23 protein-coding genes and 1 riboswitch are annotated in these 24,198 nt (G+C 57.6%); of the genes, 13 read left to right on the forward strand and 10 right to left on the reverse strand.

Annotated features, from left to right (window positions below; translation table 11 throughout):
* The 4 genes from ACR0JX_RS18510 to ACR0JX_RS18525 all read left to right on the forward strand — a co-directional run bounded on the left by ACR0JX_RS18510 (position 1) and on the right by ACR0JX_RS18525 (position 3,391).
* Positions 1–555, forward strand: coding sequence for an HdeD family acid-resistance protein (locus ACR0JX_RS18510; protein ID WP_480545236.1), 555 nt, complete (start codon positions 1–3; stop codon positions 553–555).
* A 43-nt stretch (positions 556–598) separates the two neighbouring features.
* Positions 599–1,204: a 3-isopropylmalate dehydratase small subunit gene (leuD, locus tag ACR0JX_RS18515; RefSeq protein ID WP_480545237.1), complete on the forward strand. Its 606-nt coding sequence runs from the start codon at positions 599–601 to the stop codon at positions 1,202–1,204.
* Between the two features lie 331 nt (positions 1,205–1,535).
* Entirely contained in the window at positions 1,536–2,366 is an 831-nt protein-coding gene (locus ACR0JX_RS18520; protein ID WP_480545238.1) for a hypothetical protein, read from the forward strand.
* Entirely contained in the window at positions 2,363–3,391 is a 1,029-nt protein-coding gene (locus ACR0JX_RS18525) for an endonuclease/exonuclease/phosphatase family protein (RefSeq protein ID WP_480545239.1), read from the forward strand. Before ACR0JX_RS18520 ends, ACR0JX_RS18525 begins: the two co-directional genes overlap by 4 nt.
* Here the strand turns inward: ACR0JX_RS18525 and ACR0JX_RS18530 are convergent.
* Entirely contained in the window at positions 3,355–4,281 is a 927-nt protein-coding gene (locus ACR0JX_RS18530; protein ID WP_480545240.1) for a Rossmann-fold NAD(P)-binding domain-containing protein, read from the reverse strand. The two genes, ACR0JX_RS18525 and ACR0JX_RS18530, sit on opposite strands and share 37 nt — an antisense overlap.
* 83 nt (positions 4,282–4,364) lie before the next feature.
* On the opposite strand from ACR0JX_RS18530, the gene ACR0JX_RS18535 reads away from it, so the two are divergent.
* Both ACR0JX_RS18535 and leuB read left to right on the forward strand, forming a co-directional pair.
* Positions 4,365–5,258 carry a LysR family transcriptional regulator gene (locus tag ACR0JX_RS18535; protein ID WP_480545241.1) on the forward strand — a complete coding sequence of 298 codons (894 nt, stop codon included), beginning with the start codon at positions 4,365–4,367 and terminating at the stop codon, positions 5,256–5,258.
* 130 nt (positions 5,259–5,388) lie between these two features.
* Complete coding sequence (gene leuB / locus ACR0JX_RS18540) at positions 5,389–6,492, forward strand: 3-isopropylmalate dehydrogenase (RefSeq protein WP_480545242.1); 1,104 nt, start codon at positions 5,389–5,391, stop codon at positions 6,490–6,492.
* A 50-nt stretch (positions 6,493–6,542) separates the two neighbouring features.
* On the opposite strand, the gene ACR0JX_RS18545 is transcribed toward leuB, so the two are convergent.
* Positions 6,543–8,726 (reverse strand): transglycosylase domain-containing protein, encoded by a 2,184-nt coding sequence (locus ACR0JX_RS18545; RefSeq protein ID WP_480545243.1) that lies wholly within the window; start codon positions 8,724–8,726, stop codon positions 6,543–6,545.
* 259 nt (positions 8,727–8,985) lie between these two features.
* Between ACR0JX_RS18545 and ACR0JX_RS18550 the strand changes: the two genes are divergently transcribed.
* From ACR0JX_RS18550 to ACR0JX_RS18560, 3 genes are all read left to right on the forward strand, one after another.
* Entirely contained in the window at positions 8,986–9,324 is a 339-nt protein-coding gene (locus ACR0JX_RS18550; RefSeq protein ID WP_480500528.1) for a P-II family nitrogen regulator, read from the forward strand.
* A gap of 33 nt (positions 9,325–9,357) precedes the next feature.
* Positions 9,358–10,668 carry an ammonium transporter gene (locus ACR0JX_RS18555; RefSeq protein WP_480545244.1) on the forward strand — a complete coding sequence of 437 codons (1,311 nt, stop codon included), beginning with the start codon at positions 9,358–9,360 and terminating at the stop codon, positions 10,666–10,668.
* 135 nt (positions 10,669–10,803) lie between these two features.
* Positions 10,804–11,493: an aspartate/glutamate racemase family protein gene (locus ACR0JX_RS18560; RefSeq protein ID WP_480545245.1), complete on the forward strand. Its 690-nt coding sequence runs from the start codon at positions 10,804–10,806 to the stop codon at positions 11,491–11,493.
* A 78-nt stretch (positions 11,494–11,571) separates the two neighbouring features.
* On the opposite strand, the gene ACR0JX_RS18565 is transcribed toward ACR0JX_RS18560, so the two are convergent.
* Positions 11,572–12,756 (reverse strand): amino acid aminotransferase, encoded by a 1,185-nt coding sequence (locus ACR0JX_RS18565; protein ID WP_480545246.1) that lies wholly within the window; start codon positions 12,754–12,756, stop codon positions 11,572–11,574.
* Positions 12,756–13,610: a 3-mercaptopyruvate sulfurtransferase gene (sseA, locus tag ACR0JX_RS18570; protein ID WP_480545247.1), complete on the reverse strand. Its 855-nt coding sequence runs from the start codon at positions 13,608–13,610 to the stop codon at positions 12,756–12,758. Before sseA ends, ACR0JX_RS18565 begins: the two co-directional genes overlap by 1 nt.
* Positions 13,611–13,753: 143 nt before the next feature.
* Positions 13,754–13,967, forward strand: a riboswitch (cobalamin riboswitch).
* Positions 13,968–14,022: 55 nt separating this feature from the next.
* Here sseA and ACR0JX_RS18575 point away from each other — a divergent pair.
* A complete protein-coding gene (locus tag ACR0JX_RS18575) occupies positions 14,023–14,700 on the forward strand; it encodes an energy-coupling factor ABC transporter permease (RefSeq protein WP_480545248.1) in 678 nt (225 codons plus the stop codon).
* Positions 14,701–14,715: 15 nt separating this feature from the next.
* On the opposite strand, the gene ACR0JX_RS18580 is transcribed toward ACR0JX_RS18575, so the two are convergent.
* Together ACR0JX_RS18580 and ACR0JX_RS18585 are read right to left on the reverse strand one after the other, a co-directional pair.
* Entirely contained in the window at positions 14,716–14,985 is a 270-nt protein-coding gene (locus ACR0JX_RS18580; protein ID WP_353012794.1) for a CBU_0592 family membrane protein, read from the reverse strand.
* The gene (locus ACR0JX_RS18585; RefSeq protein ID WP_480545249.1) at positions 14,985–15,545 is read right to left on the reverse strand and encodes a helix-turn-helix domain-containing protein; all 561 of its coding nucleotides are present in this window, start codon (positions 15,543–15,545) and stop codon (positions 14,985–14,987) included. Before ACR0JX_RS18585 ends, ACR0JX_RS18580 begins: the two co-directional genes overlap by 1 nt.
* 106 nt (positions 15,546–15,651) lie before the next feature.
* Between ACR0JX_RS18585 and ilvD the strand changes: the two genes are divergently transcribed.
* Positions 15,652–17,484 carry a dihydroxy-acid dehydratase gene (ilvD, locus tag ACR0JX_RS18590; RefSeq protein WP_480545250.1) on the forward strand — a complete coding sequence of 611 codons (1,833 nt, stop codon included), beginning with the start codon at positions 15,652–15,654 and terminating at the stop codon, positions 17,482–17,484.
* A 122-nt stretch (positions 17,485–17,606) separates the two neighbouring features.
* Here ilvD and ACR0JX_RS18595 read toward each other — a convergent pair whose 3' ends face one another.
* On the reverse strand, positions 17,607–18,050 hold the full coding sequence (locus ACR0JX_RS18595) for a hypothetical protein (protein ID WP_480545251.1): 444 nt from the start codon (positions 18,048–18,050) through the stop codon (positions 17,607–17,609).
* A gap of 86 nt (positions 18,051–18,136) precedes the next feature.
* Between ACR0JX_RS18595 and ACR0JX_RS18600 the strand changes: the two genes are divergently transcribed.
* Complete coding sequence (locus ACR0JX_RS18600) at positions 18,137–18,550, forward strand: MarR family winged helix-turn-helix transcriptional regulator (RefSeq protein WP_480545252.1); 414 nt, start codon at positions 18,137–18,139, stop codon at positions 18,548–18,550.
* Positions 18,551–18,677: 127 nt separating this feature from the next.
* Here the strand turns inward: ACR0JX_RS18600 and ACR0JX_RS18605 are convergent, their stop codons facing one another.
* Positions 18,678–19,496: a sulfotransferase family protein gene (locus ACR0JX_RS18605; RefSeq protein ID WP_480545253.1), complete on the reverse strand. Its 819-nt coding sequence runs from the start codon at positions 19,494–19,496 to the stop codon at positions 18,678–18,680.
* A gap of 141 nt (positions 19,497–19,637) precedes the next feature.
* Here ACR0JX_RS18605 and ACR0JX_RS18610 point away from each other — a divergent pair, with 141 nt between their 5' ends.
* The gene (locus tag ACR0JX_RS18610) at positions 19,638–21,215 is read left to right on the forward strand and encodes a DUF5928 domain-containing protein (protein WP_480545254.1); all 1,578 of its coding nucleotides are present in this window, start codon (positions 19,638–19,640) and stop codon (positions 21,213–21,215) included.
* A 36-nt stretch (positions 21,216–21,251) separates the two neighbouring features.
* On the opposite strand, the gene amaB is transcribed toward ACR0JX_RS18610, so the two are convergent.
* Positions 21,252–22,748: an L-piperidine-6-carboxylate dehydrogenase gene (amaB, locus tag ACR0JX_RS18615; protein WP_480545260.1), complete on the reverse strand. Its 1,497-nt coding sequence runs from the start codon at positions 22,746–22,748 to the stop codon at positions 21,252–21,254.
* Between the two features lie 18 nt (positions 22,749–22,766).
* On the reverse strand, positions 22,767–23,873 hold the full coding sequence (locus ACR0JX_RS18620) for a saccharopine dehydrogenase family protein (RefSeq protein ID WP_480545255.1): 1,107 nt from the start codon (positions 23,871–23,873) through the stop codon (positions 22,767–22,769).
* Positions 23,874–24,198 lie beyond the last annotated feature (325 nt).

Raw genomic sequence — 24,198 nt, forward strand, 5'->3', positions numbered from 1 at the left:
ATGAGTGATTGGGTCAAATGGCTGTTGCTGGGACTGCTATCCATCGCGTTCGGTATCTTCGTACTGGGCGCGCCGGTTGTGGCGTCGATTGCGGTGACGGTGGTCACCGGTGTGTTGCTGCTGGTCACCGGCGCACTGCAGGTTGTCGGCGGGTTCACCGTCGAAGGCACCGGTAACAAAATCCTGTCACTCATCATGGGTGCGGTCATGCTGTTCCTTGGCTGGTCCTTTCTGGATCACCCGCTGCAGGGCACACTGACCTTGGCGACCGTGATGCTGATCCTGTTCATGGCAGGTGGCATCGCGCGGATCATCCTGTCCTTCCAGATGCGCGGAACTCAGTTCTTCTGGCCAACGCTGATCTCGGGCATCTTGTCGATCGTGCTGGCCGGTATCATCTGGAGCTATGTCGGGCAGGAACCGCAGGCGCTGCTGAGCATTCTGGGGATCTTCCTAGGCATCGAGATGCTGTTCAACGGGTTCGGATTGGTCTTCATGGCGTTCTTCGTCAAGAACGCACCCAAAGACGAAACAACAGAAGCGAAAGAAGCTTAAACGCGGGATATGGGCGCGGCCCTCTCTCGCAGGAGTGTAGAACATGGAAAAGTTTGAAAAAGTCCACGGGGTGGCCGCCCCAATGCCGCTGATCAATATCGACACCGATATGATCATCCCTAAAGTGCACCTGAAAACCATTAAACGGTCGGGTCTTGGCGTCGTTCTGTTTGATGAGATGCGCTATCATGATCATGGCGGCGAGAACGAAGAGTTTGTTCTGAACAAACCCGCTTATCGCAACACCGAGATTCTGGTGGCTGGTGACAATTTCGGCTGTGGCTCGTCGCGGGAACATGCGCCCTGGGCGATCAAGGATTTCGGGATCAAGGTTGTGATCTCGACCAGCTTTGCCGACATCTTCTTCAACAACTGCTTCAAGAACGGCATCCTGCCCATCGTGGTTGAAGAAGAGCATCATGCAGTTCTGATGGACGATGCGCACAAGGGCGAAAATGCCCGTATGACCGTGCATCTGGAAGATCAGCAGATCACCACATCGGACGGAGTGGTGATCGAGTTTGACATTGATCCCCACCGCAAGCACTGCTTGTTGAATGGTCTGGACGACATCGGCCTGACAATGGAAAAAAACCACCACATCGACAAGTTCGAGGATCACGCGAGTCAGGCCCGCCCCTGGGTATGATTCTGTGGATGATTCTGTGGGCACTCAACCCTATGGGGTCGCAGTCGCGACCTCATTCGCATTTTAGGGGTTGAAAATCGCAAAACCACAACATCTAGGTATCAAATTGAGATACACGTCGGATTTGCGTCGAAAATGATGCAATCCCGCACCAGTTGCGCCATCTTTTTGCCCGAAATCACGTGTTATCTGCACCCTGGCTTGAGCGGAATGCCGCTTATCGTCCAAGGTGTCGGAAACGAGGCATCCGTCACTTTAACAAACGGGCGGGCACAAGTTGGAACCAAGTTGGCAAAGACCGGCTGGTCCAGTTTGAAAAAGGGTTCGGATAGTGATTGCGCGCACATCAGGGGCGGCGATACGTGGAATATTGGTCGCGCTTATGGTGCTGACCCCCGCGTTGTACCTGCCAGTAACATCGACGAACGGGACCGAAATAGTGGTCTTTCTCGCGATACTCGCGTTTATTCTGACATTTGCCGAATATAACTCTGCCTTTCCAAGCTTTATCGAATTTCGCGACGCCCCACCGGTGAATCGGTTGCGGTTTGTTGGACTGTTCTCGATGGTCACGTTCCTGACGTTGATCTGTAAGAATGGCTACGCTCCGACACAGCTGACCACATTCTCGTATTCTGTGGGTCTGGCAGTCGCAAATGTGGTCGATTTCCCGTATTCGCCGGTGCGCCTGATCGTGCTGATGCTGCCGGCTGATGCCAGCGCGCCGCTGGTAGAGCTGGTGCGCATAACCGCCAGCATCGCCTATGTTGCGGCGCTGGTGACGATTGCAAGCTTTGCCTATGCGGTGAAACTGAGGGGCTGGCCAACCGGAAATGGGGCATTCAATGTCTGGACCAACCTGCCACTGTTTGACCCCACCAAAGGCGGAGACGTCGTCAATCGCCTTCAGCGCGATGGCCGTCTGAATATCTGTATCGGCATTCTGTTACCTTTCCTGATCCCTGCTGTGATCAAGCTGCTGACCAACTTCGCCAATCCGATCTCGCTGAGCAATCCGCAGACCCTGATCTGGACCATGAGCGCCTGGGCCTTCCTGCCCGCCAGCATGATCATGCGAGGCATGGCGACCATGCGCATTGCCGGGCTGATCGTCGAAAAGCGCCGCGCCTATTCAACATCCGAGACCGCTCAGGCCGCATGATCCGCGCCCTGATCCTGCTGTTGCTGCCCGTCGTGGCGCAAGCAGACGTTGTGCGTATTGCAACCTACAATACCGAGCTCAGCCGCAAGGGTCCTGGACTGCTGTTGCGCGACATCCAGAGGCGTGAGCCGCAGGTTCAGGCCGTTGTCGAAGTGCTGGCATCCGCGCGCCCAGATATCGTCGCGCTTCAGGGTATCGATTGGGACATGGACGCCCTTGCGCTGACCGCGCTGGCCGGCGCGTTGCGCGAGGCCGGGTTGGACTATCCCTATCTCTTCACAGCTCAGCCAAATTCCGGGCTGGAAACGGACCTTGATCTGGACGGGGATGGCAAAACACACGGCCCCGGAGACGCGCAGGGTTGGGGGTTCTTCACCGGCCATGGCGGGATGGCAGTGTTGTCACGGTACGAAATCCTGAAAGACGACGCGCAGATGTTCGAAACGCTGTTGTGGAAGCAATTGCCTGGGTCAGAGTTACCCGTGTCCGATGGCAAACCCTACCCGTCCAAACAAGCTCAGGACGCGCAGCGCCTGTCCTCGACCGGTCACTGGATCGTACCAATCGACACGTCCCTGGGTCGTCTGAACCTGATGACGTTCCACGCATCCCCTCCGGTATTTGACGGCACCGAAGATCGCAACGGATTGCGCAACCGCGATGAAATCCGGTTCTGGTCGGTGCTGATGGACGGTGGTCTTGGCCCCGCACCAAGCGCCCCCTTTGTCATCGCAGGTGACGCCAATCTCGACCCGAAGCACAGCGATGGCCGGACCGAGGCTATCGCTGCACTGCTCTCCGATCCGCGCCTACAGGACCCGCAACCCAAGTCTCCTTTGGGCGAGATCGCAACCGTCCATTGGAAAGCGGTTGGCGCGCTTCGTGTAGACTATGTGTTACCGTCCGCCGATCTGCAGGTTGTGGATACGGGCATATTCTGGCCGCATCCCGACGATGAGCAAAGAGACAGCGCCGAGCGAGCCAGCCGTCATCGGCTGGTTTGGGTGGACGTTACGGCGCGATGAGACTTCGCGGTACTCAAAGACCCGATCCTGCTCTTGTGCGCGATGGCCGACCGTAGCGCCTGATCCAAATCGGTATGCGGTACATCCTCGATCAGTTCTGACAGGAAGGCGCCATCCAACTGGTGTGGAAGGTCCCACAAGTATCGCATCTCAAGCAGGTGCGGGGCCATACGCCAGAACGGGCGTACCAGTTGTATGGGCCACCACTCCATCTTGGCAATCGCAACCTCCTGCCCGGTAACACGGGACAGCGATTGCGCGATCTCGGTGCCGGTCAGCGTGTAGCCGGGAAATGGGACGTCGCAGAATCTAGGAAGCTCATGCCGCATCTCGGCCAGCATCACTGCGGTGCGGGTCAAATCAGGCAGATAGGCCCAAGCATGCGGGATATCTGGGTTGCCGGGATATGTCAGACGACCCTTGGACAAACCTTTGATCATGATCTGATCGAACCAATTGCCCGAAGCGCAAGTGTCGATGAAATCGCCAGCGCGCAGGATGATCGTCCGGACGGATGAGCTTCGGTAAGCTTCCTCCATCTCGATCCTGATCCGGCCCAGCGGGTTTTGCGCGCGATGCGGGCTGCCTCCGTACCAGGGACCCGGGGTCTCTGCGCCAAAGACATAGACATTGCCGGGTACGATCACGGTTGCCCCTGCCTGCGCCGCCACATCGATCACCTGACGATGCAAGTCAGGCACCAATCGCGCCCAATCGGTATAAGGCGGGTTCCAGGCGTTGACGATCACGTCAACCCCTTGCGCGGCCTGTTCCAGCCTGTCCGCTTTGCGATTGAATGTGCGAACCGACCAACCGGCCTCTTGAAACGCAAGTCTAGCGTTGCGGCCAAATCGGCCATTGGCCCCCAGAATAAGCACAGATTGCTGCATGACACGCTCCTTTCCGGATCAATCTAGCCATACAAATACTTAATGGAATTGCCGAAAACCGCAGAACGTGTATTCATTTTTGAATGGACAGATCTATCACCCATTCCGACTGGTCCTTGATCCAAAGCTTTCTGGCCGTGGCCGAAACCGGATCTTTATCTGCTGCCGCGCGGCGTTTGGACCGCAGCCAGCCGACGCTGGGGCGTCAGATCCACGCACTTGAGGATGAGCTGGGCGTCTCCCTATTCGACCGCCACGCGCGCGGGCTGAAGTTGAGCGAGGTAGGCACGCAGTTGCTGCCAATGGCGCAGCAAATGCACTCAGCTATGAGCACCTTTAGCCTGACGGCAGCCGGGCAGTCGCAACAGCTGGAAGGTTCGGTCCGCATCACAGCATCGGTCTTTGCCTCACATCACCTGCTGCCTCCTATTCTGGCGCAAATCCGCGCCCAGGAACCTGCCATTCAGCTGGAACTGGTCGCCACGGATGCAACCGAAAACCTGTTGTATCGCGAGGCCGACATAGCCGTGCGCATGTACCGGCCCGAGCAGATGGATATCGTCTCGCGGTATCTCGGGGATGTTCCCTTGTGTTTCTGTGCCGCCACCTCGTATCTGGACCGTGCAGGGCGGCCGGAAAAACCCGAGGATCTGTTCGATCATGATCTTGTTGGCTTCGATGCCAATGAACAGATCATCACCAAGATGCGCCAAAAGGGTTGGCCCGCCAACAAAGGAAGCTTTGCCACTCGCTGTGATCTGCAAAGCGCGTATTGGGAGCTGATCCGCGCCGGATGTGGTATCGGGTTTAGCCAGGTTCAGGTGGCCGAGGCTGACCCGCTTGTCGAAGTTCTTCCGCTGGATGTTGATATCCCGGTGCTTCCTGTCTGGTTGGCCGCGCCACAAGCGATGCGACAAACACCGCGAATCCGCCGTGTCTGGGACTTACTGACCGAGGGGTTGAAGGCCTCTCTCTGACCGGTTTCCAGCGCGGATGACCCAGAAACTCGATTTCCCGCATAGAACCTACATTTAAGCCCGCTCGTCTCATTGACCCGATGCGGCACAGACGCTAGGGCCTTTGCTGTCAAACGCAAGGAGATCCTTCATGTCCAACCCCTCGCTCCTCATCCTGCCCGGAGACGGAATTGGCCCCGAAGTCATGGCCGAAGTACGCCGCATCATCGACTGGTTCGGCACCAATCGCGGCCTGGAATTCGACGTGAGCGAGGATCTGGTCGGCGGTGCGGCCTATGACACCCATGGCAAGCCATTGTCAGACGAGACCATGGCCAAAGCGCAAGAGGTCGACGCGGTTCTGCTTGGCGCTGTCGGTGGTCCTAAATATGACGATCTGGATTTCAGCCTTAAGCCCGAGCGTGGTCTGCTGCGCCTGCGCAAGGAAATGGACCTGTATTCCAATCTGCGTCCGGCGCAGTGCTTTGACGCGCTGGCTGATTTCTCATCGCTGAAGAAAGACATCGTCGCAGGTCTGGACATCATGATCGTGCGCGAGCTGACATCGGGCGTCTACTTTGGCGAGCCGCGCGGCATTTTCGAGGAAGGCAACGAGCGTGTGGGTATCAACACTCAGCGCTATACCGAATCCGAAATCGAGCGCGCCGCGCGTTCGGCCTTTGAACTCGCGATGCGCCGGAACAAGAAGCTGTGCTCGATGGAAAAGGCCAATGTGATGGAGTCGGGAATTCTGTGGCGCGAAGTGGTCGAGCGCGTGAGCGCCGATTACCCCGAAGTCGTACTGTCACATATGTATGCCGACAACGGCGCCATGCAGCTGGTCCGCGCGCCCAAACAGTTCGACGTGATCCTGACCGACAACCTGTTTGGCGACATCCTGTCGGATTGCGCCGCGATGCTGACCGGTAGCTTGGGCATGCTGCCCTCGGCCAGCTTGGGTGCACCGATGGCCAATGGGCGCCCCAAGGCGATGTACGAGCCGGTGCATGGTTCGGCCCCCGACATCGCCGGCGAGGGCAAAGCCAACCCGATCGCCTGTATCCTCAGCTTTGCCATGGCGCTGCGCTACAGCTTTGATCAAGGCGCCGAGGCTGGCCGCCTGGAAGCTGCGATCGAAAAGGTTCTGGCCGATGGCGTGCGCACCGGTGATCTGTTGGCGGATGAAGGTGTTCAGCCGGTTTCAACCTCGGAAATGGGCGATGCCATTTTGGCGGCACTGGACGCAAGCGTCTAAGTCCTGCCACAGCTGAAATTCAAAAGGCGGTGCCCAGCGCACCGCCTTTTTTAGTTGCCGCCAAAGATACCCTTGAGCAGGTTGTTGATGTCTTCGGCAAACCCACCCTGTCTGCGGCGAGGCTGCGGCTGCGCCACCTGAACCGGCGGTTCTGGCACGATCATCGGCAAGGGTGTTGGCGTCATCCCTTCGGTCACGCGCACCATCGTCTCTTTCCAAATCTCGGCAGGCAGGCCGCCACCAGTGACACCGGACAAGGGCGTGTTGTCGTCATAGCCCATCCACACACCGGCCACATAGTCTGCCGTGAACCCGATGAACCACGCATCGCGCGCCGCCTGCGTTGTCCCTGTTTTGCCCGCAACCTGCCAGCCGGGCAATTTCGCCCGCCCGCCAGTGCCTTCGGACACAACACGTTCCATCATCCAGGTCAGCTGTTTCGCGGCGCTGTCATTGATCACACGCTCGCCGATGCCGGTGGTTGTCACCATAACAGGTTCGGTCTCGCCCAGCAGCTTCAACTCGGTCAGGCCATAGGGCTCAACCGAGGATCCGCCGTTCAGGATGCCTGCATAGGCGCCGGTCATCTCGATCAGCGTGCTTTCAGACGCGCCCAGCGCCAGCGCCGGACCCTGTGCCAGATCGCTGGCAATCCCGAAACCGCTAGCGACGGTCCGCACATTGTCCAGCCCTGCAACCTCGGCCACTTTCACAGCCGGAATGTTCAGAGAATTCTTCAACGCATCCGCCAGCGTGACACGACCATAGAACCTATTCGTGTAGTTCTTTGGGCACCATTCACCCGATCCCGGAATGCTGACGCAATAGGGCTCGTCCATCACGGTGGCATAAGGTGAATAGCCCAGCTCCAGCGCTGTGGCATAAACAAAGGGCTTGAATGAGGACCCGGTCTGGCGCAGTGCCTGAGTGGCCCGGTTAAACGCGCCCGAGACCCGGGTTTTACGTCCGCCGACCATGGCGCGCACCGCCCCATCCGCTGACATCACGACAATCGCCGCCTGCGCCTTGGACCCTTCGCGCACCTTTTCCTGAAAGATGTATTGCAGCGCCTCTTCGGCAGATTTCTGGATACGCTGATCCAATGTGGTGCGGATCACCACATCTTCGGTGGTGTTGCGGGTGAAAAACTCCGGCCCGCTGGCCATAACCCAATCGGCGAAATAGCCGCCCGCCCGCGCAGCGGCAGCGGCGGACAGTTCTGCCGGACGCGCACGTGCCTCGCTGGCCTGTGCGCCTGATAGATACCCCTGATCCTCCATTAGACCGACCACAAGCCGGGCGCGATCTTGTGATCGTTGCAAGCTGTTGGTGGGGGCATAGCGCGTGGGTGCGACCAGCAGTCCGGCCAGCATGGCCGCTTCGGCCGGAGAGACCTCGGCTGCCGATTTACCGAAGTACCGTTGGCTGGCAGCTTCGAACCCACGTGCACCGGCCCCCAGAAACGCACGGTTCAGATAGATCGTCAGGATTTCGTCCTTGGAGTATTTAACCTCCATCGCCAGCGCATAGATCGCTTCTTTGCCCTTGCGCCACAGCGAGCCCTGACGGCAATCCGCTTCATACGCAGCCTCGGACTCCCATTCGGTTGGGTCATAAGGCACACCCAGACACAGCAGCTTGGCTGTCTGTTGAGTGATGGTCGACCCGCCATGGCCCGACAGCGGCCCACGCCCTTCGCTCAGGTTGATACGCACCGCGCTGGCAACGCCGCGCGGGCTGACGCCGAAATGGCGATAGAACCGCTTATCCTCGGTCGCGATGACCGCGTTTTTCAGATGGGGTGAGACCGTATCTGCCGTGATCACCCCGCCAAACTGATCACCGCGCCAGGCAAAAACCTTGCCATCCCGATCCAGCAGGGTCACCGATCCGCGCGCGCGCCCGTCCAGCAGGGCATCCGCATCGGGCAACGAGGTATAGACAACGCCAACTGCCAAAGCGATCAGCATCGCGACAACAGCGCCCACGCGCCATGTGACACCCCAGATCAGTCGCCAGACCCAACGGAACAAACGGCGGAAAAACCCCCCGCCATTGCCACCCGAACGCTTGCGGGTCTTCTTTCGAGCCGTCTTGCGCGTTGCCGTCTTTCGGGCGGTGGATTTCTTACCCGCCGGTTTCGCAGCCCGCTTGGTCGTCGAAGGCTTGCGCCCCTTCGACGGGTATCGTTTATCCGCGACCAATCTTGGCTTGCGGCGCTTGGACTCAGTCATGCTCAAACTCTGCCCGGTTATTCTTTTGGCACACCATACCCCGGCGACATAGCTATGTAGAGGTCCGATTTTCCGGAATTATCCCTCTCATATTCGCCTAATTTTTAGCCGTTCGGCAAGTTTTGTGCAAAAATTGTGCAACTTTGCGTCATTTTCGAACCGTTTAACGACGGGGAATCGTTCCTAAACGCCCCTCCTCAGGCTCTTTTTCTGCAGGTGCAAACAAGCCGGTGTGACCGGAGAAGCAGAGGGGACTGACGTGAAACTCATCATTGCGACAATCAAGCCGTTCAAGCTCGAGGAGGTGCGCGAGGCACTGACCCAGGCTGGCGTGCGCGGCATGATGGTGACCGAAATCAAGGGCTTCGGCTCACAATCCGGTCACACAGAAATCTATCGCGGCGCAGAATACGCTGTGAACTTCGTACCCAAGATCAAACTGGAAATCGTGGTGCCAGCCACGATGGCCGACCAGATCGTTGAGACCATCACCAACACCGCCAAAACCGGCAAAATCGGTGACGGCAAGATTTTCGTCCTTGATGTCGAGCAGGCCATGCGCGTGCGGACCGGGGAAACAAACGAAGAGGCGCTCTGAGCGCCGACACTCACATAAATTCGAGGACTGACAATGAACCTGATGAAATCTCTCATCCCTGCCGCCGCGCTTGTCGTGCTGCCGCAGATGGGTCTGGCGCAAGAGGCTGCCACCGGCGAAGCCGCGCTGCACACCCAGTATATCTTTACCACCCTGCTGTTCCTGATGGCGGGCTTCCTGGTCTTCTTCATGGCGGCAGGCTTTGCCATGCTGGAAGGCGGTTTGGTGCGTTCCAAGAACGTCGCCATGCAGATGACCAAAAACGTGGCGCTGTTTTCCATTGCCGCGATCATGTACTGGCTGATTGGCTTCAACACGATGTATCCCGGCGACTTCAATGGTTTCTTTGCCATTGGCGGCCCAACCGTGCTCGATCCGGTTGGTGTTGACCCGGCCGAGGCTGCTTTGGACTATGCCTCAATCGGTTCGGACTTCTTCTTCCAGCTGGTCTTTGTGGCTGCAACCGCCTCGATCGTGTCCGGCGCCGTGGCCGAACGGATCAAACTGTGGCCGTTCCTGATCTTCGTGGTCGTTCTGACCGGCATCATGTACCCGATCTCTGGCTCCTGGCAGTGGGGCGGCGGCTGGCTGTCCGAAGCTGGCTTCTCGGATTTCGCTGGTTCTACAGTTGTGCACTCTGTCGGTGGCTGGGCAGCTCTGGCTGGCTGTCTGATCCTTGGCCCGCGTATCGGCAAGTATAAAGACGGCAAGGTTCACCCGATGCCCGGTTCGAACCTGGCGCTGGCCACCTTGGGTACCTTCATCCTGTGGCTGGGTTGGTTCGGCTTCAACGGCGGCTCACAGCTGGCTATGGGCACCGTGGGTGATGTAACCGACGTGTCGCGCATCTTCGCCAACACCAACATGGCTGCCGCATCTGGCGCTGTTGCTGCCCTGATCCTGACCCAGGTTATGTACAAGAAGCCTGACCTGACCATGGTGCTGAACGGCGCGCTAGCCGGTCTGGTCTCGATCACCGCTGAGCCTCTGGCTCCGACCCTGTTCGGCTCGCTATGGATCGGTGCAGTTGGCGGCATCATCGTGGTCTTCGCGGTTCCGATGCTGGACAAGTTCAAGATCGACGACGTTGTTGGTGCCATTCCTGTTCACCTGTTCGCAGGCATCTGGGGCACCATCGCTGTGATCTTCTACGGCGAGGCCAGCTTGGTTACTCAGCTGACCGGTATCGTCGCGTACGGTGTGTTCACCTTCGTCGGCGCTCTGATCGTGTGGTCCATCCTGAAAGCTGTAATGGGCATCCGCGTAAGCGAAGAGGACGAGATCAACGGCCTCGACATGGCAGAACTGGGTATGGAAGCCTATCCGGAATTCTCCAAAGGCTAGGACCTGAGATATACACTGCAAAACCGGGCGTTCGCGCCCGGTTTTTTTGTTCTGGGTACACTACGATTTCTTGACGAGATCATCCGATGGCGGCACTTCAGATAGGATCAAGCGGCGTAAGTTTCGGAGCATATCGTGAAAACAATCGGCATTCTCGGGGGCATGTCCGCCGCTTCGACGCGGATTTACTACCGTATCCTATGCGACTTGACCCGAGATCGTCTTGGGGGTCTGCACTCACCCCAGTTGCTCATCCGCTCACTGGATTTTGCGGAAATCGAAACCCTGCAGGTCCGGGGGGATTGGGACTCTGCCGGGCACATTTTAAACCAAGAGGCATTGGCTTTGGAACGCGGCGGGGCTGATTTCATCATTCTCGCGACCAACACAATGCACAAACTGGCCCAGCAATCGATGGCGGGCGTTTCGATTCCGTTGCTGCATATTGCCGATGCAACGGCACACGCCATTCAAGATGTCGGGCTCCAATCGCCCGGTTTGATGGCAACAGCTTTCACCATGCAGCAGACGTTTTACACGGATCGCCTGCGCGCGGCTGGGTTGGCCCCCGTTCTGCCAACCCTTGAAGACCAACAGACAACACATCGCATAATCTATGAAGAACTGTGCAAGGACATCGTCAAGGAACAAAGCCTCTCGGACTATGTCGGGATTGCGCAGCGGTTACACGACGCGGGTGCGGATTGCCTCATTCTCGGCTGCACTGAAGTGGGCATGTTACTGAACGCAGAAAACGTGCCCTACCCGGTGTTCGACACCACACATATTCACTGCCAAGCCGCGTTGGACATGGCTTTATCCTGACGCCCGGATCGGCAGAATTTGTAATTGAAACGAAAAAGGCCGCGCGAATGACGCGGCCTTTGGTAACAAGTGCGAGTATTAGACCCCGACGTCGACAATCGCCTGTGCCAAGATCGGAACGGTCGTCGCGTTCAGACCTGCGATGTTCAGGCGGCTGTCCCCCACCATGTATATGCCATGATCGTTGCGCAGTTGCTCGACCAGTTCGGGGGCCGCGCCGAGGCGTGAGAACATACCGCGGTGCTGGGCGACAAAGCCGAACCGGTCTGATCCGGTCAGCCTCTGCAACTCGTCGGCCAGTTGCTGACGCAGCCCCAGCATCGAAAGGCGCACCTCCTCCAGCTCAGCGGCCCAATCTGCGCGCAAGGCGTCGTCGTTCAGGATGGTGGTCACGACCCGTGCGCCATGGTCCGGCGGAAACGAGTAGTTCTGGCGGTTCAGGAAGGCCAGCGTGCTCTGGTTCAGCGCGGTCTGCGCCGCTTCATCGCTGATTGCCATCAGCAGGCCGGTACGCTCGCGGTACACGCCGAAATTCTTGGAACATGACGCCGCGATCAGGCAGCGCTTGACCGACGATGCCACCAGACGGGTTGCCTGCGCGTCTTCCTCAAGACCGTCGCCGAAACCCTGATAGGCGATGTCGATCATGGCAACCAGCCCAAGCTCGTTGATCAGGTTCACCACCTCTTGCCACTGCACGGGGTTCAAGTTTGCGCCGGTCGGGTTATGGCAGCAACCATGCAGCAGAACCACGTCGCCCGCCTTGGCAGTTTTCAGGTCCTCGATCATACCGTCGAAATCGACGCCGCGGGTTTCGCCGTCAAAATAGCGATACGGAACCGCCTCGATACCCAAGTAGCTCAGGATCGACAGGTGGTTTGGCCATGTCGGGTTCGATACAAACACGCGCGCCTCAGGATTGGCCATGCGGATCATCTCGAACGCTTGACGGCAGGCACCCGTCCCGCCCGGTGTCGCAACGGCGGCAATTTTGGTACGCGGCACCGTATCGCCAAGGATCAGCCCGATCATCGCATCGGCATAGGCCGGATCACCTGCCAGACCGGTATAGGCTTTGCTTTCCTGCTCCTCCAGAATGCGCTTTTCAGCGGCTTTGACCGCACGCATTACCGGGGTAACACCTTCGGCATTCTTGTAGACGCCGACACCCAGGTCGATCTTCTGATCACGCGGGTCTTCGCGGTACATCTGCATCAGCGCCAGGATTTTGTCGGCGGGCTGCGGTTTGAGGTTCTCGAACATCAGATCTCTCCGGTTGCGACGGGCAGGGTTGGGAAGGCACCCCATTCAGCCCAGGAGCCGTCATAAAGCGCGTGGTCTTTTTTGCCCATGCGTTCAAGCGCAAGGCTTAGGATTGCAGCGGTCACGCCTGAACCGCACGAGGTGATCGCCGGTTTAGTCAGATCCACGCCTGCGGCCTCAAACACGGCGCGGCACGCATCGGGCGACTTCATCGTGCCGTCACTATTTAGCAGGCTGCCAAAGGGCACGTTGCGCGAGCCTGGTATGTGGCCCGATCGCAGCCCTTCGCGCGGTTCAGCCTCGGTTCCGGCAAAGCGGGCGGCGGCACGGGCATCGATGATCTCATGATCAGCCAGTTTGGCGGCGGCGGACACCTGTGTTACGTCGCGTACCAGATGGTTCTGTACCCGGACGGTCATATGGCGATCCCGGATCACAGGGGGCAGATCTTCGAACTCTCGCCCTTCGGCCTGCCATTTCGGCAAACCCCCGTCCAGAACGGCGATATTCTCTTGCCCCATCAGACGGAACAGCCACCAGACCCGCGCGGCCGACATCAGCCCGGCCCCGTCATAGACGACCACCTGATGACCATCGCCCACGCCGATCGCCCGCAGGCGTGACATGAACTTCTCGACCGGCGGCGCCATATGCGGCAGGTCCGAGCGGTGGTCCGAAATGTCATCAATATCGAAGAAGCGCGCGCCGGGGATGTGGCCCGCGTCATATTCCGCCTTGGCATCGCGATTCTGCGCAGGCAGGTACCACGACCCGTCCAGAATCCGCAGATCCGGGTCCTTGATATGCGCGGCCAGCCATTCGGTAGATACCAGGGTTTTCGGATCGTCTTGCATCAAAGCCTCCCCTAAGCGAGTCTGAGTTTCCCTATATCCGAGCGGCCAAACGTGCAAGCCATGCCAACGCCTGCACCCCCCGGCACACTGACAATTTTTTCCAAACATACACGTTTGCCTGCTTGACAGGCGGCACGCCGTACCAGACACCTGCCTGACATGGTTTCCAAAGGGGAATTCCCCCTGAAGAATGAAAAGGGAATCCGGTGCGACAGTACCTGTCAATTCCGGAACTGCCCCCGCAACTGTAAGCGGAGTTTCGCCCCATCATGGCCACTGACCGAAGCAATCGGTTGGGAAGGCCGGGATCGAAGCCAATCCGCAAGTCAGGAGACCTGCCATGTGCAAACCGGGCGAAAGCCCAATTTTTAAACCTTTCTGCCGTCGGGTGTGACGGGAAGGAGACCAAACTATGCATATCGAACCGGGCGTCGTAAATGGCGCCAAACTTGTCTTGAGCTACGCCACCGCAACTGGCGCAGGGCTCTATACCGCTAAACTGGCATGGGACAGCCTGAAAAGCAGCGGCCTTGCCAGCCTCGCCATTCGCTCAGCCCTGACCACCGGGCTGGTTTTTACCTTCTTTGAGGTGTTGCCACACTTCCCGGTCGGGGTGTCGGAAGTTCACTTCATTCTGGGATCGACCCTGTTTTTGTTGTTCGGTGCGGCCCCTGCCGCCATCGGCCTGATCGCGGGCTTGTTTATTCAGGGGTTTTTCCTGGCGCCTTTCGACCTGCCTCAGTTCGGGATGAACATGACAACGCTGCTGTTACCGTTGTTTGCCTTGCAGGCCTTGGCCAACCGCATCATTGCGCCGAATACGGCCTATATTGATCTGAAGTATTCTCAGGCACTTGCGCTGTCGACGGCCTATCAGGGCGGTGTCGTCGTCTGGGTGGCGTTCTGGGCCTTTTATGGCCAGGGATTTGGTGCAGAAAACCTCGCCGCCGTTGTCAGCTTTGGCGGTGCGTACCTCCTGGTTATCCTGATAGAACCACTGGCTGATTTGGCCGTGTTGGCCGCAGCAAAATCCATGCGGGATCTGGGTCGGATTGGGCTGTTTACACCCCGCCTCCATAACGCTGCATAGCCCTTTTGCGCCGCGCTACCCTGCGCGGCGCAACCTGAAATGCTGAATGATTCCGATCACGCTGATGATGATCCAGAAGCCTTCAATCAACATCGACGCCAGATTGAAGTTCTGAAGCAGTGAATAGACGATCAAAACAGACCCCAGCAGGTTCACCACGGGAAAAGCCAGATCTTCGGAATTCATGTACCGCATCTGCGTGGCGAAATAGGCGGCAACCACGATCAGAGCCCCGAAGGAACCGATGGCGTCCACGATGGTCAGACTGTTGAAAAACTCACTCATCAATGAACCTTGCCGTTTTCCTGAACATCCGGCTGTTGCGCATAGTGATGCATGTTCAAAAACGCCGCCCCTTCAGCACCTGCGCGATATCCGTGCGGGACATCCGCTGCAAATCGAAGTCCCTGCCCCGTTTGCAAAGACACCCAAGCCTCACCTTTCAGAATGTCCAGCGTGCCGCTGAGCACAAAGACCTCCTCGGTCACACCAGCGGCATGGGCAGGGGACTCATGGCTTTGGTTCGGGTCGAGGTTGACGTGAAATGTCTCTGCCCCCAAGGCCGGATCAAAGGGGAAAACGATCTTGACCTCGATACTGCCGGGAAAGGTAACGGTTTGAAAAACCGACGGATCACCATTCACGGTGTCGATCAACGCGCTGAGCGGCAGCTGAAATCCTTTGGCAATCTTCCAGAGCGTGGCGATCGTCGGGCTTGATTCGCCGCGTTCGATCTGACCTAGCATCGCTTTGCTGACACCGGTGATTTCGGCAACTTTCGACAGGCTCAACCCCGAAGCGGCCCGCACATCCCTTAGTTTCAGTGTTATTTCGTCCGGAGCCATGCCGTTGTCTTTCGAATCCTCTTGTGCGTTATAGCGCACATATGGTACGTGCGCTATAACGCACATTCCCCGCATATCGCAACCGGGGCAAAAGGGAAACAGCATCATGCCAATGTACCGATCCAGAACCTCTACCCACGGCCGCAACATGGCCGGTGCCCGCGGCCTGTGGCGTGCCACCGGTATGCAGGACGATGATTTCGGCAAGCCGATCATCGCCATTGTCAACTCCTTCACTCAATTCGTGCCGGGTCACGTCCACCTGAAGGATTTGGGCCAGATGGTCGCGCGAGAGGTTGAAAAGGCTGGCGGTGTTGCCAAGGAATTCAACACCATCGCGGTGGATGACGGCATCGCCATGGGCCACGACGGGATGCTCTATTCCTTACCCTCGCGCGAAGTAATCGCGGATTCGGTGGAATACATGGTCAACGCCCATTGCGCCGATGCGATGGTCTGTATCTCGAACTGTGACAAGATCACGCCAGGCATGTTGATGGCTGCGATGCGTCTGAACGTTCCAGCGATCTTTGTCTCGGGCGGGCCGATGGAGGCTGGTAAAATCGACATCGCTGATCTGGATGCCAAGAAGATCGACCTTGTAGATGCCATGGTCGCCGCCGCTGACGACCGGTTCACCGACGAGCAGGTTCAGCATATCGAGGAAAACGCCTGCCCCACTTGCGGCTCGTGCTCGGGCATGTTCACGGCGAACTCAATGAATTGTCTGGCCGAGGCACTGGGTTTGGCACTGCCAGGCAATGGCTCCACCCTCGCCACTCATGCGGACCGCAAACAGCTGTTCCTTGAAGCGGGTCGCCGGATCGTCGAGATCACCAAGCGGCACTACGATCTGGACGAAAAAGGCTTCCTACCACGCGAGATCGCAACGTTTGATGCGTTCGAGAACGCCATGAGCCTGGATATCGCCATGGGTGGATCGACCAACACGGTCCTGCATCTGCTGGCAATCGCCCACGAAGGCGGCGTCGATTTCACCATGTCCGACATGGACCGGTTAAGCCGTAAGGTGCCGTGCCTGTGCAAAGTCGCACCGAACACCGAGAATGTGCATATGGAGGACGTCCACCGCGCCGGTGGCATCTTCTCGATCCTCGGTGAACTCAGCCGCGCTGGGTTGTTCCACAACCACTGCAGCACTGTTCACACGCCGACCATGGGCGAAGCAATTGCCAATTGGGACATCAAGGTTGCCAACAACCCGGCGGCGCAGGACCTGTTCAAGGCAGCCCCGGGCGGTGTACGCACCACGCAGGCGTTCAGCCAGTCGAACCGGTACAAGGAACTGGACACCGACCGCGAAGGCGGTGTGATCCGGTCCAAGGAACATGCGTTTTCGCAAGATGGCGGTCTGGCCGTTCTGTTCGGCAATATCGCCCGCGACGGCTGTATCGTGAAAACAGCGGGTGTGGATTCCAGTAGCCTGACCTTCACCGGCTCGGCCTATGTCTGCGAAAGCCAGGATCAGGCGGTCAGCGACATCCTGACCGGCAAGGTGAAAGAGGGTGACGTGGTCGTCATCCGCTACGAAGGCCCTCGCGGTGGGCCGGGGATGCAGGAAATGCTCTACCCAACCTCTTATCTGAAATCCAAAGGTCTGGGCAAAGCCTGCGCTTTGTTAACCGATGGTCGCTTCTCGGGCGGTACATCGGGCCTGTCCATCGGCCATGTCTCACCCGAGGCGGCCGAAGGCGGCGTGATCGGTCTGGTCCGTCAGGGTGACACGATCGAGATCGACATCCCAAACCGCTCAATCCATCTGGCTGTGTCGGATGAGGAACTGGCGCAGCGACGCGCCGAGCAAGACGAAAAAGGCTGGGAACCGGCAGAACCACGCAAGCGCAAGGTCTCTACCGCGCTGAAAGCCTATGCCAAACTGACCACCAGCGCCGCCAAAGGGGCCGTGCGTCAGGTTTGAGTCGGAAACCACTCAACAAATACGGCCCACCCATCTGGTGGGCTGTTTTTGTTCTGTAGCGTGGGAGGAAGCAGGCTTCAGATCTATGACCTCAAACGCCCACTTTCAATTTCATCAACTTCTTAGGAAGTCACTCGTCTGACGGAAAACCAGACCCAAAAGCTCAGTGCAACCGCTGACGCTGAAATAATAGTTATGATGGTCCCCGGTACGAAATTAACGTAGCCGGGAAAATCGACAAATAGCAGATAGCCGACATCGGCAAGACCGCCGACCATACCTGTTACCCAAATGGCAGTTATGTTTTTCCGCCAGATAAAGATTGCGCCGATGATCGTCGCGATGCCGAACCAACCTAGGTTCCATCCATGCTGATTGAGTACGCCTTCCACTGCTGTGTGATAGTCGGCTTCAAGCGCAACCGGATCAACGGCATCGGCAATAGCTTGAAACCCCACCGTGGCATCACTCATTAGCACCATCACACCCGCGAGCGTATGTACCAATCCCCAAATAATCCAAAGGACCGCGGCAATCTTGAGCGCCAGTGTATGTGGGGCTGTCATGTCGTCTTCCTTGTCATTGAAGCCAAGAGGCCATCTCGTTAAGTTGATTTTGTCCATTAAACAAAAAAGTAGACTTAGTCAACTAAATGCAAGACACCGATCTCGCCCTACTTATAGACCGCTTGATGCGCAAAATTCATTCTGGACTACAGGAACGCGCGCCCGGCTTTGATAGAGAGGCAGTTGGGCCCGGCGGGGGCATTGTGCTGATGACGCTTGCGGATGCCGGGCGGATCAGCATGAATGAACTCACAAAACGTGTCGCTCGCGACAAATCACAAATGACGCGTATGGTCCGATCTTTAGAAGCCAAAGGGCTTGTACGGCGAGAAGTGGCTCCAGACGATGGTCGCGTCAGCTTGATCTTTTTGACGCCCAAAGGATCGGAGATTGTTGGGGAACTAATGCAGACAGTCGCAGAGGTTGTCGGCGAAATCCTAGAGCCAATTTCAAAGAGTGAACGAAAGACCCTTCAGTCGCTGCTCGCACAGGTCGTTTAGGAGTGCTCAGTAAGGGAACGGACGCTCGTAGCCATCACAGCATTTTGCACCTTGGGCTCGAAGCAGAAACAGACGTACAAATCGTGTTCCAAGCAGATGCATCTTTGCCAGGGGCGCCCATTGCCCCTCAATCGCCCAATTTGGCGTGCACCTCGTCCAGATCGATCTCACCGATGGGCATCTTGTTCCCGGGGTTTTCGAAATCATATTTGAACAGCTCGAAGTCCTGTTTGTAGATTTCATAGACCAGATGCATCGACAGATCGTCGAAATAATCCTCGACCGGATGCGAGCGTTTTGGGCCATGCCCCTCGGATTCGTTGAATCGCGGGATGTCGGACAATGTCACCGGATGGGCGGTTTCGACGTGGTCCAGAACACCCTGCATCCCGTCATTGAACGCCTCGGTCCAGAAAATCCGATCATACTGACCGCCATTCACTATAAAGGTCGACACATGCCCCGACATGGCTGACCAGTGGATATCCGGGTCCATCGGGCGGCGCCAACGGATCGTGTCGCGCGCAAACAGCAGGAACCGGCGGAAGCTGGCAATCTGGTCAAACTCGCCCTTGCCATCATCGCCGCCCACTTCGATCCCATAGTTGTAGATCAGTGTCGGCACCAGATTACCCCGATAGCGTTTGCCGTTGCGCTGAATGCCGCAAATTTTGTCGAAGAATGAACTGAGGATGCGGGTGTAAGGATTGCGCACGCAGGTAAAAGAATAGGACCCGTGGTTGCGCACATTGGTGGCGATCATGCCCTGGCTTTGATCAAAGGCCCATTTGTGCATCCCGTCCTTCGCGTCGTGGATATCGCCGTCAAAGAATTCCCCATGATCCGAATAATACATGATCTGACCAATGGTCGAGCACGCACATTTCGGCACCACACGGTAAACCATGCTTTCGCTCTCGGTCATCCAGGTGCCGGGAAACCCCATTGGCGTGCCTCCTATGCTGGCCTGCTCTCAGTTTGATATGCCAGCTTTTGACATCAAAAAACCAAAAATATTCTGTTTATTCAATCGCTCATCCTAAGTATCACGGGTGCAGTCCGGCAAAAAAGGAAATTGCGACATCATATGGCAAAGATTGCCTATATCCTGCTGTGTCACAAAGACCCTGAGGCCATCATTGCGCAGGCCGAGCAGTTAACCGCCGCCGGCGACTGTATGGCCATCCATTTCGACGCGCGCGCCCAGGATGCTGACTACGAAGCCATCCGCAGCGCGCTGAAAGACAACCCCAATGTCACTTTCGCCGCCAAGCGTATCAAGTGCGGCTGGGGTGAGTGGTCTTTGGTGCAAGCCACCCTGAACGCCCTGAACGCCGCCGTCGATGCATTCCCGCGCGCCACGCATTTCTATATGCTGTCCGGCGACTGTATGGCGATCAAGACAGCGGAATACACGCATCGCTTTCTTGATGATCGCGATATGGACTTCATCGAAAGCCACGATTTCTTTGCCAGCAACTGGATCAAGACCGGGATGAAAGAAGACCGTCTGATCTACCGTCACTATTTCAATGAGCGAACCCAATCCAAACGCTTTTATGCTGCGTTCGAGCTGCAAAAACGTTTCAAGCTGACGCGCGACATCCCCGAAGACCTGCAGATCATGATCGGCAGCCAATGGTGGTGCCTACGCCGCCGCACGGTTGAGATGATCCTGGAGTTCCTGCAAAAGCGCCGCGATGTGATCCGCTTCTTTTCAACGACCTGGATCCCGGATGAGACGTTCTTTCAAACTCTTGTCCGCCATTTGATCCCCAAGGGTGAGATCGAAAACCGCACACCAACATTCCTGATGTTTTCCGACTATGGGATGCCGGTGACGTTCTACAACGATCACTTCGATTTGCTGCTGGGTCAGAACTATCTGTTCGCCCGCAAAATCAGCCCCGAAGCGCATGAGTTGAAAGAGCGGCTGGGCGCTCTGTATGCCAGTACAGGGGTCGATTTCCCGATCTCCGATGAAGGGCGCAATCTCTATGCCTTCCTGACCGGGCGCGGGCGCGTTGGTCGCCGTTTTGGGCAACGTTTCTGGGAAGCCGGAAATACCTTAGGCCCAGAGCGGGAGTTGTTTCTGGTCGTCTGCAAGAAATGGCACGTGGCCAAACGGTTGGTCGACCAGATCGCGTCAGAGACGGACATGCCATGCGTCGAGTATCTGTTCAGCGAACAGGACACCCCTTTGCCTGATTTGGGTGGGATTGAAACGACGCTGAACAAACGCTCGCGCCACCGGCGCGCGGTTGTGCGAATGCTGTTCGAACACTTCGGATCGAACCAGCTGGTTCTGTGCCTGGACCCGGCCAATCTGGACGTTATTCAGGATTTCTGCAGCGATGCAGCGCAAACACATGTGCTGGAGATCGAATGCGACTATTCCGATGACTATCTGATCGGCCATGCAAGGCGCGTGGGACTGGCGGGTCAGAACAGCCCAGACCAAACAGTTTCGCGCCTATTGCCGACGATACGGAATGATCTGGCCTACGAATCCGAACAAATCCGCCAGGCCGGGCTGGATGGGTATCTGCGCCTGCGCGAAAGCGCGGATCGAGCCGAGAACGAGGCAGCGATTGCGCAGTTCCTTGGCGTCGGGTCCGATAAGGCGCAATCCATTATGCAGCTGGACTATCTGTTCTCGGACTAAGCTCCGGCAATGCCGCTGCACCGCCGGAGCGATCAGTCAGATGTCGAATTTCACACCCTGCGCCAGAGGCAACTCTGCCGAGTAATTTACAGTATTGGTCTGGCGACGCATATAGGCTTTCCAGGCGTCTGATCCGCTTTCGCGCCCGCCGCCGGTTTCCTTTTCGCCCCCGAACGCACCGCCAATCTCGGCCCCGGATGGCCCGATATTGACGTTGGCGATGCCGCAATCCGATCCGGCTGCGGTCAGGAACTGCTCTGCCTCGCGCATGTTCAGGGTAAACACGCAGGAAGACAGGCCCTGCGGGACATCATTCTGCAACTCCAACGCCTCGTCGAAATTATCATATCCCATGACATAAAGGATCGGCGCAAAGGTCTCGGACTTCACCGTTGCCGTCTGACCCGGCATCTCGACAATGGCGGGTTCCATATAGACACCATTTGGCACGCCTTCTGTGACGCGTTGCCCGCCAAAGACCGTACCGCCCTCGGCCTCGGCCGCCTTGAGCGCGGCGGTCATCGCAGCGCCAGAAGCCTCGTCCACCAAGGGACCGACCAAAGTGCCTTCAGCCAGCGGATCACCGATGGGCAAACCCGCATAGGCCTTCTTGAGACGCGCTATCAGTTCATCTTTGATCGAGTTATGCACGATCAACCGGCGTAGCGTTGTGCATCGCTGCCCCGCGGTTCCAACTGCCGAGAACACAATCGCCCGCACAGCCATCTCAAGGTCGGCGGACGGGCCCACGATCATCGCGTTGTTGCCACCCAGTTCCAGAATGCACTTGCCAAACCGAGCCGCGACGATGGGAGCAACTGCACGGCCCATGCGGGTCGAACCAGTTGCCGAAATCACCGGAACATCTTCGCTGGCCACCAGCGTCTCACCCAAGTTGGCCCCACCGATCAGGGTTTGCAGCAGGTTGTCGGGCGCGTCGCTGAACCGGGCTAGCGCCCGTTCGAATATCTTTTGACAGGCCATCGCGGTCAGGGGTGTTTTTTCGGACGGCTTCCAGATCACCGGATCGCCGCAAACCAGCGCGATCGCCGCATTCCAGGACCAGACCGCTACCGGGAAGTTGAAAGCCGAGATCACACCAACGGGACCAGCCGGATGCCAGGTTTCCATCATCCGGTGACCGGGTCGTTCCGAGGCGATAGTTAGACCGTATAGCTGACGCGACAGGCCAACAGCAAAATCGCAGATATCAATCATCTCCTGCACTTCGCCAAGGCCCTCGGAGGTGATCTTGCCCGCCTCCCAGCTGACCAAAGCGCCCAGATCATCCTTGGCGGCACGCAGTTCCTCACCAAGAAGACGGATCAGCTCCCCCCGGCGCGGGGCTGGCACGGTGCGCCACGCTTTGAACGCGGTTTTGGCATTGGCAAAGATGGTCTCCATCTCGGAGGCCCGGGTTTCATGCACCTCGGCCAAAACACGCCCGTCAATCGGGGATTGCACGGTCAGCGTGCCGCCCGTCAACTCAGCAGCAGTCAGGTCGAGGTTTGCCAGAGTGGTTTCTGCAGTCATCACAACGTCTTTCATATCTCACGCCGCCTTGTTCTGTGGGGTTACATCGCCCGCCCGGTAGAGCCGGCCAAACTCGGTGTTCAGGAAATCGGACAGCTTCACCTGTTCTTGCCGGACAAACCCGGCCGAGGGCAGCACGCCGGTGCGCATCAGATCGACGACGCCCAGAACACCTGCCGCGGTGGTGACCTGAATGGCGCTCCAGACCTGTCCATTGATCTCGCGGGCAAAGCTTTTGTTGATCAGGGATTTCTCGCGCAACGCCCCGTCGATCACGCCTTTGGCGGTGCAATAAACCAGCACCACGTCTTGATCCGTGCGTGGCAGGGCAGATTCGAAAATCTCTTTCAGCAGATCGCGGCGGCGCTCCAGCCCCAGATCGTGCAAGAGCAGTTTCAGGATATCGCAATGACCCGGATAACGGATCGAGCGATAGGAGACTGCGCGCGCCTTGCCTTCCAGCGTTTCCGGCAAAGTGCCCAGACCGCCGGAGGTGTTGAAGCATTCGTATTCCACGCCGTCATGACCCAGCACCTCATAGTCTTCCAGCGGCGCGGTCTTGACGCGTTCGCCATTCACGATGGCATCGCAGGGATTGCAATATTCGTTGATCAGCCCGTCCGTGGACCATGTCAGATTGTATTTCAAACCGTTGGTCGGGTAGAGCGGCAAGGCCCCGACCCGCATGTGCAAGCTATCGATTTCGTCGAATTCCGCGGCCAGCGAAGCCCCGGCAATCCCAACAAAACCCGGCGCCAACCCGCATTGCGGCATAAAAGCGGTTTTGCTGCCTTCAGCCAGCGTACGCACGGCCCGGGTGGCGGCAACATCTTCGGTCAGATCAAAATAATGCGCCCCGGCCTTTCTCGCGGCTTGGGCAATGTTCGGCGTCAGAAAAAACGGAGCGGCAGAGATCACCGCATCAAAGCCACGCAACCCACGGGTCAATTCGTCGATATTCGTTGCGTCGACTTGCATCGTCGCGACGCCCTGCCTGGCAATCTCGGCCAACGCCTTCAGATCATATTCTGCAACTTTGGCACTGTAGTTAGGTGAATCTTTCAATAGCGCAGCAATCATCTGCCCAATCTTGCCTGCCCCAACGATACATACCTTCCACGACATGGCTCGCCTCCTCTCATCGGTTTGCTTTGAGAGTGGCGTAGATTGTGGTCATATCGCAGGGGTTATCTTGACGAAATCAGCGCTTGGATCGTCATTTCGTCAAATATTTTGTCTATTTGGCAATTGATGCACTGGGCTTTGAACGTGCGGTCCGGCGCTTTGCGCGTTCGTCGGGTGATCGATCGAATGGATCGATCCCTATCCCTCCTCACCCTTCAGGTTATGAGCCTGACGAGGTGAAGACGTTAAGCGATTGATCCTGGGGATCAATTGTAGTCTGAACGGGCTGTTCTGAGGTTTTCTGACGTTGGTTGCGGGAGCAGGA

This window comes from Ruegeria sp. AH7, assembly GCF_056541325.1.